We start from the raw sequence: 13,811 nt of genomic DNA on the forward strand, positions 1-13,811 counted from the left end.
GCATCCACAGGATGCGCCTTTCTTTATATATGGACTCTACCCACGCTCCGCGGTTGTTTACGCAGTGGTACAACCGTTTCTGGGGGACGCATGCTGCAAAATATCAGGGACAATTCACAGGGTTGGATTGCCAAGACCATCATCGGCCTCATCGTGGTGCTGATGGCATTGACCGGCTTTGAAGCTATCTTCCAAGCCGCCAGCCACAGCCAGGATGCCGCCAAGGTGAACGGTGAGACCATCAGCCAGAACGAGCTGAGTCAAGCCGTGGACATGCAGCGCCGCCAGCTGATGCAACAGCTGGGCAAGGATTTCGATCCTGCACGTCTTGATGAAAAAATGCTCCGCGAAGAAGCGTTGAAGGGACTGATCGAGCGCAAGTTGCTGCTCGATGGTGCCAAGGATGCGAAGTTCGCCTTCTCCGAAGCCGCACTGGACCAGGTCATTCTGCAAACGCCCGAATTTCAGGTCGATGGCAAGTTCAGCGCAGAGCGCTTCGATCAGGTGATCCGTCAGTTGGGTTATGGCCGCATGCAGTTCCGCGACATGCTCGGCCAGGAGATGCTCATCGGCCAGTTGCGTACCGGCCTGGCAGGCAGCAGCTTCGTGACTGACAAACAGGTGGAAGCTTTTGCTCGTCTTGAAAAGCAGACCCGTGACTTTGCCTCGCTGACCTTCAAGGCGAACCCCGCCTCGGTCAAAGTCAGCGATGAAGCGGTCAAGGCCCACTACGACCAACACGCAAAGGAGTTCATGACTCCTGATCAGGTGGTGGTGAATTACATCGAGCTGAACAAGTCCGATTTCTTCGCCCAGGTCGAGGTCAGCGACGACGCATTGCAAGCGCAGTATGAGAAGGAAACGGCCAATCTGGCCGAGCAGCGTCAAGCCGCGCACATTCTCATCGAAGTCAATGACAAGACCGACGATGCACAGGCCAAAGCCCGTATCGACGAGATTCAGCAGCGTCTGGCCAAGGGCGAAGATTTCGCCACGCTGGCCAAGGAGTTCTCGCAAGACCCGGGTTCGGCCAGCTCTGGCGGTGATCTTGGTTTTGCAGGCCCCGGCGTCTATGACCCAAGCTTTGAAGATGCGCTGTACAAGCTGAACGAAGGTCAGGTCTCGGCGCCGGTGCGTACCGAGTTTGGCTATCACCTGATCAAGCTGCTGGGCGTCGAGGCGCCTGAAGTGCCGAGTTTCGCCAGCCTCAAGCCCAAGCTGACCCGCGAACTCAAGACCCAGCAGGTCGAGCAGCGCTTCGTGGAAGTGACCAAGCAGCTTGAAGATGCGGCGTTCGAGTCCTCCGACCTGGCGCAGCCTGCCCAGGACCTGGGTTTGAAGGTACAGACCTCCAAGCCGTTTGGCCGTGAGGGTGGCGAAGGCATCACCGCCAACAGTGCGGTGGTGCAAGCCGCCTTCAGTGAGGAAGTGCTCGACGAAGGCGCCAACAGCAACGCGTTGGAGCTGGACCCGGAAACCATCGTCGTGCTGCGCGTCAAAGAGCACCGCAAGCCTGAGCAACTGCCGCTTGAAACCGTGGCCCAGAGCATTCGCCAGCAGTTGGCCAAGGACCAGGCAACCGCTGAACTCAAAGCCAAGGCCGACACGTTGGTTGCAGGCCTTGAAGCGGGTTCGGTGGCGCCCGATGCCGCCCACGAGGGCCAGAACTGGAAGGTGCAGGAAGCGGTCAGCCGCAGCCAGGAAGGCATCGATCCTGTCGAGTTGCAGGCAGTGTTCCGCATGGCCAAGCCTCAAGCCAAGGACAAGCCGGCTTACAGCAGCGTGGTACTCAAAGATGGCAGCCTGGTGGTACTGAAACTCAAGGGTGTCAATGAAGGGGCCCCGGCCACCGAGCAGGAAAAGCAGCAGATTGCCCGCTACCTGGCCTCGCGCGTGGGTCAGCAGGACTTCGCCGCCTACCGCAAACAGTTGGAAATAAACGCCGACATCACCCGTTATTGAGTGAGTCGTGTGAACTGAAACGGGCCGCAGATGCGGCCCGTTTCAGTTTCTGCGGCTTTTGGTTTGTACGGCTTTGAGTTCAAAGGTCCGCGGCCTCAGCGCTGCTGGTTTTCGTAGTTGTCGAGCGTGTCGCGGGCGATTTCTCGACCCAGGGCGATCAGCTCTGGCGCTTTGTAAAACTCGAAGAAACGGCAAACCCGCTTGGGCACGTTGATCAGCACGTCCGGCGGGTAGCCGGCAATCTTGTACTGCGCCAGCGACGTTTGCATGACCTCGAAGCTCTGGTTGATCAGGTCCAGCAGTGAGGCAGGCCCGACGTTGTCGATGATGAACGAACCCGCAGCGGATTTCGGCGCACCTTCGGTTTGCGGCGCGGCGGCAGGTTGCTGCGCTTCGGGGTCGGCCGGCTCGGTCAGCCATGGGTTGGACTTGGCGGATTGCTCGGCCGCCATTTTCTGATCGATGCGCATGAGCTTTTCGGCGGGTGTGCGGCGGAACGGCAAGTGCGCGCCCAGCGAGTTGATCAGCGCATCGAAGCGCATCTTGAACGCCGGGGGGCGTTCGATGACCGGCAGTTGATAGTGGTTCTGGTTGGTGGCGTTGAGGTTGACCGCAATGATCAGGTCACAATGGCTCGACACCACCGGCACGATCGGCAGGGGATTGAGGATGCCGCCGTCTACCAACATGCGGTTACCCTGCTGCACCGGTGTGAACAGGCTGGGGATCGCTGCCGAAGCGCGCATGGCCTGGTGCAGGCAGCCTTCCTGGAACCAGATTTCCTGTTGGTGGGTGAGGTCGGCGGCAACGGCGGTGTAGGGAATGCGCAACTGCTCGATGTTGATCTCGCCGACGATCTTGCGGATCTGTCCAAAGACCTTGTCGCCGCGAATCGCGCCCAGACGGAAACTGACATCGACCAGGCGCAGTACATCGAGGTAGTCGAGGCTTTCGATCCAGCGCCGGTATTCGTCGAGCTTGCCAGCGGCGTAGACGCCGCCAATCACTGCCCCCATCGAACACCCCGCGATACAGGCGATGTCATAGCCGCGGCGCTCGATTTCCTCGATCACGCCAATGTGTGCATAGCCGCGCGCGCCGCCCGAACCCAGCACCAGTGCTACCCGTTTGCTCATGAAGTCTCCCCGCCTTGTGTGCGTGCGAGCCACAATGACCCACTGTGGGCGGGTATTCAATCGTGGCCGTCGCAGGTTGCCGCCGACACGGCACTTTCGCTGAGCTTTGCCGTCGAACAGGCACTGCGTCTCAACCTGTGAGGTCCCCTGATGAAAGCCTGGATTTGTCTTCCCCTGATCGTTCTGGCGCTGGCTGGTTGTGCAGGCAAGACGGCGTACCGAGAAAGCTGCGGGACGCAGCTCAATGCCGCCTGGAAAGAGCTGGACCTGGCCAAGGCCGAAGGCTTCGCCGGCACGGTCAGTTACTCCAAGGCGCTGTCGCTGCTGACCGGCGCCAAAACTCAGCAGCAATTCGAAGGTTTCGAGGGCTGCACGCGCAAAGCCGAGAAGGCACGCTTCTATATCCGTGAGTCCCGCGCCGGGCGTTGACCGAGGAGTCTGACCATGTCTGCCATGCTTGATCACGTCGTGGGTGAGTTGTTGTCGTTGCAGGTGCGCCTGCTTTCATGTCGCGAGCGGTTGGCGGCCAATACCGACAGTGAGGCGTTGCATGACCTGCGCACCACCACTCGGCGCTTGCGCAGCCTGGTTCGCCCATTGCGCGGTTTACCGGGCATCGAGCAGCTCGAAGACGCGGCGCGGGCCATGGGCCGCCTGACCACACCGATGCGTGATCGAGAGGTGCTCGATGCGCATCTGCTTGAACGAGGCCATGCCATGGCCGTGCACCCACTCGGGCAGCAGGCCCGGGCCTTTGCCGGCGTTGCCAGAAGCGCCGAGCTGACCCGGCTATTGGCCATCCTCGACGCATCGCCGTCGTTCCTGCGTTCGGCGCAGCGTGAAGGGCTGCTGCCCAAGCCAGGCGCGCATGTCGAAAAACGCCTACGCAAACAATGGCGCAAGCTGCGCGAAGGGTTGAAAGATCCGGCGCACGATCGGCATCGCCTGCGCTTGTTGATCAAGCGCGTACGGTATGGCGATGAGGCCTTCGCGCAGCTCGATCACGCCGGCAAAACACTGCGCACGGCGCTCAAGCGCGCGCAGGGCGATCTGGGCGACTGGCATGATCGGTTGCAGTGGCTGTTGCAGGCCGAGCAGCAACCGCAGCTGGCTGCGTATGCACCGCGTTGGCAGCAAGAGCTGCAGGCGCTGGAAGCCAAGGCGGATAAAACCCTGCAGCGGCTCGGCGCGGCACTGGCCAAGCGCCGGCACTGAAGGTCACGGCTGGAGAGGGCGGCTGCGGCGCAGCAGGCGGCCGCCGGCAATGCCCACAAGGACACCGATGGCCAGTTGGCTGACGTCTGTCGCAAACGCCCCAGACAGTACAAGCAGTGCTCCAGGCACCAGTAACAGGACCCCCAACAGCTGGCGCATCTGTTGCGCGGTGGGCTGGGCAGCCTCAGGCGAGGCGCGCCAGGTGTGGTTGAGCAGGTGGGACAGGCGTTTGTTCATGGGGCGATTCCTCTCGGCGACCCCATGAGCGTAGTGCTCTGTTGCACAGGCGGCCAATCGAGGCTGGCTATAGTGCTTATAGCGCCAGCTGGCCGATCGCCTTGTTCAACTCCCCAGCCAGGGTCGCCAGCTCGCGGCTGGTGCTGGCCGAGCCGACCGTCTGCTGCACGGTCTCTTCGGTGACGTCGCGGATGCTGACGATCGCTCGATTCATTTCTTCTGCCACTTGGCTCTGCTGCTCGGCCGCCACGGCAATCTGGGTATTGCTCTCGCGCATCTGCGCCACCGCCTGGGTAATTTCCGCCAAGGCCTCGCCCGCCTCCTTGGCCTGGCGAACACAGTCATCGGCCTTGAGTGAGCTTTCGTGCATGTAATCGACCGCATCGCGAGTGCCGCTGTGCAGGGTCGAGATCATGCCGGTGATTTCATCGGTCGAGCTCTGCACGCGTTTGGCCAGGTTGCGCACCTCATCGGCGACCACCGCAAAACCGCGACCCAGATCGCCTGCGCGGGCAGCTTCGATGGCGGCGTTGAGGGCCAGCAGGTTGGTCTGCTCGGCGATGCTGTGGATCACGCCCACCACACCGGTGATCTTCTGCGTGTCATCGGCCAGTTGCTGGATCATTTCTGCGGTCTGCTGGACGCCGCTGGACAGCCCGGCGATCGACACCTGCACGCGGCTGACCACCTGCTGGCCGCTGCCGGCCAGGGCGTTGGCGGTCTGCGACAGATCGCGGGTGGCACCGGCGTGCTGGGCGATGTGATGCACGGTGGCGGTCATTTCATTGATGGCGGTGGCTGCCTGATCGGTCTCGCTCTGCTGGCCAAGCATGCCGTGGCGCACATCACTCATGCTCGCCGCCAACTGCGCGGCGCCGGCATCCAGCTGCGCAGCCGATTGGGCCACGGTGCCGACGACGCGATGATAGGTCGACTGCATGGCGTTGAACGCAGCAGCCATCTGGCCCACTTCATCGCCGCAGGCCAGCGGTACGCGGGCAGACAGATCACCGGTTTTTTCCACATGCAGCATGACGTTTTTCAGCGTGTTGAGCTGACGCAGCAGGAAGCGAATGAGCAGCTGCGAGGCGCCAAGCATCAGCAGCATCAACCCCATCACGCACAGGGCGTAATGGCCGAAGCGGTCTAGAAAGACCTCGGTGAAGCCGGGGGCCATCGCGAGCACCGCCACACGGTTATCGCCAAGGCGCACGACCTGTGCGCCGTTGACGCCGGTGGCGTCGAGGCGGGTGCTGTCTGGCAGGGCAACCCAACCTTCGGCGTCGCGCAAGGCGACAAGCTCGGCACCGTTCAGGCTGGGCGTCTGGCCGCCGGACCACTGCAGCCGATGCGCAGCTGCCGGTAGCGGCTGCCCGGCAGGCCAGCGGGCCAGCAGCTGGGCCTCGCGCTGGGCTGCCGAACGAGCTGTGTCGGCTCGAGCCTGTTGCTCCAGGCTCACCGCGTAAAGGACCAGCAGCAGGGTGGTGAAGAAGGCCACGGCGTTGACGGCCCAGAATTTGTACTTGAGTGAAACGTTGCTAAGCCAGGCACCCATGGAAGGTCTTCTCTGAATTGAGCGGAAACGATATTGGCAAGGTGCCATCATTGTGCCCGCGCGCGTCAGTGAAGTCGTTGATGCCCGTCAAGGAATCTCGGGTAAAGCGAAAAACCGGCGTGCGCAGGCCGTGGTATGGGCTGCGGTGTGCTCGGGGGTTTCGCCACGGTGGCGAGCCACCTCGTGCAGCACGGCCGGCAAGTGGGCCGGTTCGTTGCGACCGCTCTTGGGCTTGGGCCGGAGCGTGCGCGGCAGCAGGTAGGGCGCGTCACTTTCGAGCATCAGGCGCCCTGGCGCAATGTTGCCCACCAGCGCGTGCAAGTGCGTACCGCGGCGCTCGTCACAGATCCAGCCGGTGATGCCGATGTGCAGGTCCAGGTCGAGGTAGGCGAACAACGCCTCGCGTTCACCGGTGAAGCAGTGCACCACGGCAGCGCTCAGCTGGTCGCGAAAGCCCTTGAGTATCGCCAGCAGGCGCTGGCTGGCATCGCGCTCATGCAGAAACACCGGCAGGCCGCTCTCCACCGCCAGCGCCAGTTGCGCCTCCAGGGCCTTTTCCTGTTGCGGGCGAGGGCAGAAGTCGCGGTTGAAGTCCAGTCCGCATTCGCCTACCGCCCTGACCCGAGGGTGCCTCAGCAACTGGCGCAGGTGCGCCTCGCTGCCGGCTTGCCAGTGGCTGGCATCGTGCGGGTGCACACCGGCGGTGGCGAACAGGCTTTGCGCCTGTTCATCGAAACGCTCGCACAGCGTCAGGGCTTGCTCGCTGCCAGGCAGGCTGGTGCCGGTCAGCACCATTTGCACCACGCCGGCCTGCTGCGCACGCTCGATCACGGCGGCGTGCTGCTCGTCGAAGCTGCTGTTGGTCAGGTTGACGCCAATATCGATCAGTTGCATGGTGCTACCTCGTGCCACGGGCCGGCCAGCATAGCAAACCCCCATCAGAGGAACTATTTCTTAGAACCTCAAGGGGTTGCGACGGTCTGTTGATGTCAGTTGTCATCCATGCGCCTCCTTGGGAAGCGCAGCTCAAACGGATACGCATGTGACAGTACGCTCCTTGTTCACGGCTTTACTGCTGATCGGGCTCCTGGGCGCGGGCCCGGCCAATGCGCGCTTGACGGGTCCGCAGCAGGCGGCCAGCCCAACGCACAGCCGAGACCTGGCGCAGATCCGCCAGAGCAAGGTGCTGCGGGTGCTGGTCAATCAGAGCCGCAACAGCTCCGGTGAGGTCAAGGGTGAGCCGGTCGGTGTCGAATACCATCGCCTGCGTGCACTCGAACACTTTCTCAATTCCCGCCAGGGCGGTAGTCAGGGTGTGCAGGTCAAGTTGATCCCCAAGGCCAAGGGCCAGCTTCCTGGTGCGTTGCTGCGCGGGGAGGGCGACATTGCCGCGCCAGGCGAACGCTTCGATGCGGCTGCCGTGCAGCAGCTGGCCTTCAGCGCACCGGTCGTGGACCGGGTCGCGCTGGTCGTGGTAGGGCGCAAGGGCGGGCGCAGCCTCGCTCGCGCCGAGCAGTTGTCGGGGCGCACCGTGGCATTGGTCAATGCCAGTGCTGCAGGCGTCGCCATCGAGGCCATCAACCGTCAGCTGGCGCTGCGCAAGCGGGCACCGATACGCGTCGAATGGGTCGACCCGACGCTGGCCATCGAGGATGTGCTGGAAATGGTTCAAGCAGGAATCTACCCCTTGACCGTGGTCGAACGGCCGATTGCCGAGCGCTGGCTGCGCGTGATGCCCAAGCTGCGCCTGGACACCCGCGTGCAACTCGGCCAGCCCGAGGCCGTGCGCTGGTACCTGCGGCCGGATGCGCCGGTGCTGCAAGACACCCTCAATCGCTTTCTCGCCACCTACCGCGCGCCGGAAAACCAGAATGCCGCATTCGAGCGCATCTACCGCCGCCAGTACCGCGTGCATAACCCGTTGGCCACGCAACAGCGCCGGCGTCTGGAGGCTGTGCGCACGGTGTTGCAGCGCCATGCTGCCACGCAGCAGATCGACTGGCTGAACCTGGCCGCGCTGGCCTATAAAGAGTCGACCCTCAACCCCAAGGCGCGCGGCGGCGGCGGGGCGCATGGCCTGATGCAGATCACCCCCTCGGCGGCCCAGCGGGTGGGGGTCAGTGATATCGCGACCGTTGATGGCAATGTGCAAGCTGGGGCCCGTTACCTGGCGATGATCCGGCGCAAGTTCTTCTCCAGCCCCGCGCTCAACGACCGCGAACGCATGGCCTTCACCTTGGCTGCCTACAACCTGGGTCCGGAGCGGGTGCAGGCCATGCGCGTCGAAGCGCGCCGGCGTGGGCTCAATGCCAATCAATGGTTCTTCCAGACTGAGCGGGTGGCCATGGAGCAGGTGGGCATGGGGCCGGTGAACTTCGTCAACAGCGTCAACAAATACTTCCTGGCGTACAACCGTGAGCGGGTGGCGCTGGAGCGCCCGCGCCCGCGCTGAGGGCTTGCCACGCTGCAATGCGCTGCCGCTGGACGGTAACGCGCCGCTTGTATCTTGCTCGGCAAGCCCCTAGCATGGTCCCTGCGCCGATTTAAACAGCTACTTGCGGGGCGCCAGGCAGGGCTCTCTCCGAGCTCGCCGAAATACCGCTAAAGCGCTGGTTCGGTGACGCCTCCCACCGCTGCCCAGCGGGATTCGCGAGGCAGAGATCAAACCCATGAGTTGTCCACGTACCAGCGTCTGCCTGAGCCCCCTGGCCGTTCAGCCGTCCGCCCGCACCCCCCGCATCCTGCTCGGCGGTGCCCATCAGCCCACGTTGTTGCGTCACCTTGAAGGCCTGTCACGGCGCAAGGGGCATGCCCGGGCCTTTCTCATCCAGTTCGTCGACGTTTCACTGCAGGTGGACCTTGCCCGGTACGCCAACGATCGCTTCGACCTGGCCGTGATCCAGGCACCGGCCGCAGACGTCGCCGATCAGGTGATCGCCCAGCTCACGCGCATTGCGCGACAAGGCTTGATCACGCGGCGCTGAGTGTCATCCTGATACCCTGCCGGCCGCCAGCACTGGCCGGCATGGCGCGAGGAGAGAGTTGTTGAGCACCAATATCATCACGACCGAAGGGCACCAGGCGCTCAAGCAAGAGCTCGACCATCTGTGGCGCGTATACCGCCCGGAGATCACCCAGAAGGTGGCCTGGGCGGCGTCGCTGGGCGATCGCAGCGAGAATGCCGATTACCAGTACAACAAGAAGCTGCTGCGCGAGATCGATCGACGCGTGCGCTACCTGCGCAAGCGGCTCGAAGATGTGCGGGTAGTGGCCTATGCGGCTGAACAGGAGGGCAAGGTGTTCTTCGGTGCCTGGGTCGAGATCGAGAACGACGAGGGTGAGGTCAAAACCTTTCGTGTCGTCGGCTATGACGAAATTTACGGGCGCAACGATTACATCTCCATCGACTCGCCCATGGCCCGCGCCCTGCTGAAGAAGCAGCAGGGCGACGAGATCGTGGTGCAGACCCCGACCGGCGAGGCCGCCTGGTACGTCAACCGTATCTGGTACCCCGCCAGCCCCGCCTGATCTTCACCCCGCGCGCAGTACCGCCAGCGGGCTGGCGTTCAACGCGCGGCGCGTGCCCAGCGTGCCGGCGCCGCCCACCAGCACGGCGCCGGCCAGCGGTAGCAGCAGCAACGAGGGATGTGGGCTCCAGTCCAGGGCAAAGGCATAGCGGTACAGCACCCAGGTGATCACTTCGCAGCCCAGCGCCGCGAGCACCCCACTGGCGGCCCCCAGCAGGCCGAATTCAATGCGTCGGGTACGTACCAGCAGGCTTCTCGAAGCGCCGAGGGCGCGCAGCAGTGCGCCTTGGCGAATGCGCTCGTCCAAGGTCGCTTGCAGGCCTGCGAACAGCACCGCCATTCCCGCCGCCAGCACGAACAACAGCACGTATTCCACCGCCAGGGTGACCTGGGCCAGGATGCTGCGCAGCTGGCTGAGCAGCGCATCGACCTGCAGGATGGTCACTGCCGGGAACGCCCGCGACAACGCGACCACTTCCTGGTCATGCCCGGGGGCCAGGTAGAAGCTGGTCAGGTAGGTGATCGGCAGACCTTGCAGGGTGCCGGGCTGGAAGATCATGTAGAAGTTCGGCTGGAAGCTGTCCCAATGCACGGTGCGCAGGCTGGTGACCTTGGCCTTGTGCTGCTGGTCGGCGATGTCGAAGGTCAATTCATCGCCCAGTTCCAGGCCCAGGCTGGTGGCCAGTTCCGCTTCCACCGACACCCCCGGCATGTCGTCGCGAGGGGGCGCCGCCGCCCACCAGTTGCCTTGGCTGAGGGCATTGCCCGAGGGCAGCTCGGCTGCCCAGGTCAGGCTCAGGTCGCGCTGTACCGCGCGCTCGCCGGTGGAGTCCTTGCTCACCACCTGGTTGACCGGCTCATTGTTGATGGCGATCAGGCGCCCGGGCGTCACGGGGTACAGCGGCGCCGAGCGGGCATTGACCGCCTGGAGTTGCTCGGCGAACGGCTGGCGCTGGTCGGGAAGGATGTTCAGCGCAAAGTGATTGGGGGCGTCGGCCGGCAACTGTGCCTGCCAGGTGTCGAGCAGTTCCCCACGCAACAAGGCGACCAGGCCCATGGCCAGCAGGATCAGCCCGAAGGCCAGTGCCTGGCCGGCGGCAGCCAAGGGGTGGCGCAGCAACTGGCCCAGGCCCAGGCGCCAGGTCAGTGGCGCACCGGCCAGTAGTGTACGCAGGCTGCGCAGGCCGACCAGCAGCAGCCCGCCGAGCACCACCGCGGCCACCAGCCCACCGCCGAGCAGGGCAAAGGTGAGCAGCAGGTCAAGGCTCAATCGCCACATGATCAAGCCGAGCGCCAGCAGCGCGGCGCCGTACACCAGCCAACTGCTCGGCGGTACCGGCAGCAGGTCGCGGCGCAGTACCCGCAGCGGCGGCACGCGCCCGAGCGCGGCCAGCGGCGGCAGAGCAAAACCGGCCAGCGCGACCAGACCGGTGCCGATCCCCGCCAGCGCCGGGGCGATGCCGCCCGGCGGTACGGTGCTGGGCAGCAGGCCATGCAGCACGCGGAACAGCCCCAGTTGCGCCAGCCAGCCCAACAGCGCGCCGACCAGCGCGGCCGCCATGCCGAGCATCGCCAGTTGCAGGCAGTACAAGCCCAGCGCCTGGCGCCGGGACAAGCCCAGGCAACGCAACAGCGCGCTGGCATCCAGACGCCGTGCGGCGTAGCGACTGGCCGACAGCGCCACGGCAACGCCTGCCAGCAGCACGGCCACCAGGCTCGCCATGTTCAGGTAGCGCTCGGCCTTGCCCAGCGCGCCGCCGATCTGCCGGTTGCCATCGCGGGTATCGAGCAGGCGCTGGTTGGCCGACAGGTCCTTGTTCGCTGCCTCGCGGTAGCCGGTGAGGGCCTGAGGTTCGCCGCGCCAGAGGTCGCGGTAGCTGACCCGGCTGCCGGGCTGGATCACGCCGGTGGCGCCGAGGTCGGCGATGTTCATCAGCACGCGCGGTGTGAGGCTGTAGAAGTTGTTGGCGCGGTCTGGCTCGTAGGTCAGTACGCGGGCAAGCCGCAGGGTTTTCTGGCCGACATCGACGCTGTCGCCCACGGCCAGGCCCAATGCGACGAGCAGGCGCGGTTCGACCCAGACCTCGCCGGGGGCGGGGCCGCCGCCAGGTGTCTCGGCGCCATAGGGGGCCGGAGCGCTGCGCAGCTCGCCGCGCAGCGGATAGCGCTCGTCGGCGGCCTTCACGCTCGACAGCTGAATGCCGTTGTCGCCACCGACCATGCTGGTGAACTCCACCACGCGCGCATGCGCCAGCCCAGCGGCGATGCCGCGGTCGAGCTGTTCGGCGCGTGGCGGCGAGGTGCCTTGCAGCACCAGGTCGGCACCCAGGAACTCCGTGGCGCGCAGTTGCATGGCGCCGTTCAGGCGGGCGCCGAAATAGCCAATGGCGGTGCTGGCCGCGACCGCCACCAGCACTGAAAAGAACAGCACGCGCACTTCGCTGGCGCGAGTGTCGCGGCGCAGCTGGCGGGCGGCGAGGGCGATCAGGGCAGAGACAGTCAGACGGCTCATCAAGGCTCCAGGGGCGCGACCAGGCGGCCCGCATCCAGGCGAATCGAGCGGCGGCAGCGTTTGGCCAGTCGCTCATCGTGGGTGACCAGTACCAGGGTGGTGCCGCGTTCCTGGTTGAGCTCGAACAGCAGATCGCTGATCCGCTCGCCGGTCAGGCTGTCGAGGTTGCCCGTCGGCTCATCGGCAAACAGCACCGAGGGCTGTGCGGCGAAGGCGCGGGCGATCGCCACCCGTTGCTGCTCGCCACCTGACAACTGGCGTGGCGTGTGGCTCAGGCGCTGGCCCAGGCCGACGCGCTCGAGCAGCTCGCTGGCGTGCTCACGGGCATCGCGCCGGCCTTCGAGCTCCAGCGGCAGCATGACGTTCTCCAGCGCGTTGAGGCTGTCGAGCAGCTGGAATGACTGAAAGACGAAACCCACGTGCTCTGCGCGCACCTGGGCGCGCTGGTCCTCGTCGAGCGGGGCGAGGTCTTTGCCGGCCAGGATGACCGTGCCGGCGCTGGGCTGGTCAAGGCCGGCGAGCAGGCCGAGCAGGGTCGATTTGCCCGAGCCCGAGGCGCCGACGATGGCCAGGCTGTCGCCTTCGGCCAGGGTCAGCGACAGTTCGTGGAGAATGGTCAGCTCGCCTTCCGCGCTGGTGACCACTTTGCTAAGGTTCTGCGCAACGAGAATGCTGGGGCCCATGGAGAATCCAATGCGAAGAGGGTGGTTGAGTGTCGGTCTGGTCCTGTGTTGTCTGGCGCAGACTGCGGTGGCGGGAACGTTGCTGGTGGTCGGCGATAGTATCAGCGCCGGTTTTGGCCTGGATACCGGCAAGGGTTGGGTAACCCTGCTGCAGAAACGCCTCAAGCAAGAGGGTTTCGATACGCAGGTGGTCAATGCCTCCATCAGTGGCGACACCAGCGCAGGCGGTCAGGCCCGCTTGCCAGCGCTGTTGCAGGCACACAAGCCAGCGTTGGTGGTGGTGGAACTGGGGGGCAACGATGGCCTGCGTGGGCAGCGCCCTGATCAATTGCAACAAAATCTTGCCTCGATGATCGACAAGGCCCGCGACAGTGGCGCCAAGGTAGCCCTGCTGGGCATGCGCCTGCCGCCCAACTACGGCGTTCGCTACACCACGGCGTTCGCCAATGTGTATTCGGACCTGGCCAAGGCCAAGGACGTTCCGCTGGTGCCGTTTTTCCTGGAGGGGGTCGGTGGTGTGCCTGAGTTGATGCAGGCCGACGGCGTGCACCCGGCGCTGGGTGCGCAACAGCGCTTGCTGGACAACGCCTGGCCAATCATTAAACCGCTGCTTTGACGCTTTAATCGGGGGTGGCTTTGGGCTAAAGTTGCGCCCCCGTTTCGAGTGCCCCCGATGCCGCGCCCCGCCTGGTCCCTGTTCGCTTACCAATTGATCGAGCCTGATGAGCAACTCGATCTGTTCGCCTGCCAGGAAGTTCGTGTCCACCTTGTCACCCGCCAGCTCGAACTCGGCGCGCCTGCCGACCGTACCCTGTGCGGCGGCCTGCTGCCGGCGCAGCCGCGGTGGTCGGTGGCAACCCGCAGCCTCTACCGTGATCAGCGCCTGTGCCAGCTGTGCAAGGCCATTCTGCTGGCCCAGCGGGGCGGTACTCGGCCGGTCTGGCCACTGCTCTGAGCGCCTTTCATCATCTGCCCTCGGCTGCA

The 13,811-nt window shown here is 64.7% G+C and carries 14 protein-coding genes and 1 pseudogene; 8 read left to right on the forward strand and 7 right to left on the reverse strand.

The annotated features are described in order from the left end of the window. Positions 1–90: 90 nt before the first annotated feature. The gene (locus SJI00_RS03080; RefSeq protein ID WP_322460265.1) at positions 91–1,962 is read left to right on the forward strand and encodes a SurA N-terminal domain-containing protein; all 1,872 of its coding nucleotides are present in this window, start codon (positions 91–93) and stop codon (positions 1,960–1,962) included. 95 nt (positions 1,963–2,057) lie between these two features. Here SJI00_RS03080 and SJI00_RS03085 read toward each other — a convergent pair whose 3' ends face one another. Further along, positions 2,058–3,098, reverse strand: coding sequence for a patatin-like phospholipase family protein (locus tag SJI00_RS03085; RefSeq protein WP_322460266.1), 1,041 nt, complete (start codon positions 3,096–3,098; stop codon positions 2,058–2,060). 150 nt (positions 3,099–3,248) lie between these two features. Between SJI00_RS03085 and SJI00_RS03090 the strand changes: the two genes are divergently transcribed. Both SJI00_RS03090 and SJI00_RS03095 read left to right on the forward strand, forming a co-directional pair. Continuing rightward, positions 3,249–3,527, forward strand: coding sequence for a hypothetical protein (locus tag SJI00_RS03090; protein WP_312936354.1), 279 nt, complete (start codon positions 3,249–3,251; stop codon positions 3,525–3,527). 15 nt (positions 3,528–3,542) lie between these two features. Then, positions 3,543–4,313 (forward strand): CHAD domain-containing protein, encoded by a 771-nt coding sequence (locus tag SJI00_RS03095; protein WP_322460267.1) that lies wholly within the window; start codon positions 3,543–3,545, stop codon positions 4,311–4,313. Between the two features lie 3 nt (positions 4,314–4,316). On the opposite strand, the gene SJI00_RS03100 is transcribed toward SJI00_RS03095, so the two are convergent. The 4 genes and pseudogenes from SJI00_RS03100 to SJI00_RS03110 form a co-directional block, all read right to left on the reverse strand. Further along, the gene (locus SJI00_RS03100) at positions 4,317–4,550 is read right to left on the reverse strand and encodes a hypothetical protein (RefSeq protein ID WP_322460268.1); all 234 of its coding nucleotides are present in this window, start codon (positions 4,548–4,550) and stop codon (positions 4,317–4,319) included. A gap of 76 nt (positions 4,551–4,626) precedes the next feature. Further along, positions 4,627–5,511: a methyl-accepting chemotaxis protein gene (locus tag SJI00_RS22500; RefSeq protein ID WP_416220991.1), complete on the reverse strand. Its 885-nt coding sequence runs from the start codon at positions 5,509–5,511 to the stop codon at positions 4,627–4,629. Further along, positions 5,497–6,156 (reverse strand): annotated as a pseudogene (locus SJI00_RS22505) (HAMP domain-containing protein); the annotation flags it as partial. The gene SJI00_RS22500 and the pseudogene SJI00_RS22505, both read right to left, overlap by 15 nt. 36 nt (positions 6,157–6,192) lie before the next feature. Then, positions 6,193–6,999, reverse strand: a complete 807-nt coding sequence (locus SJI00_RS03110; protein ID WP_322460270.1) for a TatD family hydrolase — start codon at positions 6,997–6,999, stop codon at positions 6,193–6,195. Positions 7,000–7,147: 148 nt separating this feature from the next. Between SJI00_RS03110 and SJI00_RS03115 the strand changes: the two genes are divergently transcribed. The 3 genes from SJI00_RS03115 (at position 7,148) to greB (ending at position 9,633) form a co-directional block, all read left to right on the forward strand. Continuing rightward, positions 7,148–8,557 (forward strand): MltF family protein, encoded by a 1,410-nt coding sequence (locus SJI00_RS03115; protein ID WP_322460271.1) that lies wholly within the window; start codon positions 7,148–7,150, stop codon positions 8,555–8,557. A gap of 217 nt (positions 8,558–8,774) precedes the next feature. Further along, positions 8,775–9,089 carry a hypothetical protein gene (locus tag SJI00_RS03120; protein ID WP_322460272.1) on the forward strand — a complete coding sequence of 105 codons (315 nt, stop codon included), beginning with the start codon at positions 8,775–8,777 and terminating at the stop codon, positions 9,087–9,089. 61 nt (positions 9,090–9,150) lie between these two features. Continuing rightward, a complete protein-coding gene (gene greB, locus SJI00_RS03125; protein ID WP_322460273.1) occupies positions 9,151–9,633 on the forward strand; it encodes a transcription elongation factor GreB in 483 nt (160 codons plus the stop codon). Positions 9,634–9,636: 3 nt separating this feature from the next. Here greB and SJI00_RS03130 read toward each other — a convergent pair whose 3' ends face one another. Continuing rightward, a complete protein-coding gene (locus SJI00_RS03130) occupies positions 9,637–12,144 on the reverse strand; it encodes an ABC transporter permease (RefSeq protein WP_322460274.1) in 2,508 nt (835 codons plus the stop codon). Further along, entirely contained in the window at positions 12,144–12,827 is a 684-nt protein-coding gene (locus tag SJI00_RS03135; protein ID WP_322460275.1) for an ABC transporter ATP-binding protein, read from the reverse strand. The genes SJI00_RS03130 and SJI00_RS03135 overlap by 1 nt, the downstream gene beginning before the upstream one ends. A 10-nt stretch (positions 12,828–12,837) precedes the next feature. Here SJI00_RS03135 and SJI00_RS03140 point away from each other — a divergent pair, with 10 nt between their 5' ends. Together SJI00_RS03140 and SJI00_RS03145 are read left to right on the forward strand one after the other, a co-directional pair. Then, positions 12,838–13,443, forward strand: a complete 606-nt coding sequence (locus SJI00_RS03140; protein ID WP_322460276.1) for an arylesterase — start codon at positions 12,838–12,840, stop codon at positions 13,441–13,443. A gap of 57 nt (positions 13,444–13,500) precedes the next feature. Continuing rightward, complete coding sequence (locus SJI00_RS03145; protein WP_322460277.1) at positions 13,501–13,782, forward strand: hypothetical protein; 282 nt, start codon at positions 13,501–13,503, stop codon at positions 13,780–13,782. The last annotated feature ends 29 nt before the right edge of the window (positions 13,783–13,811 follow it).

This window comes from Pseudomonas gebzensis, assembly GCF_034427815.1.
Lineage (GTDB): Bacteria > Pseudomonadota > Gammaproteobacteria > Pseudomonadales > Pseudomonadaceae > Aquipseudomonas.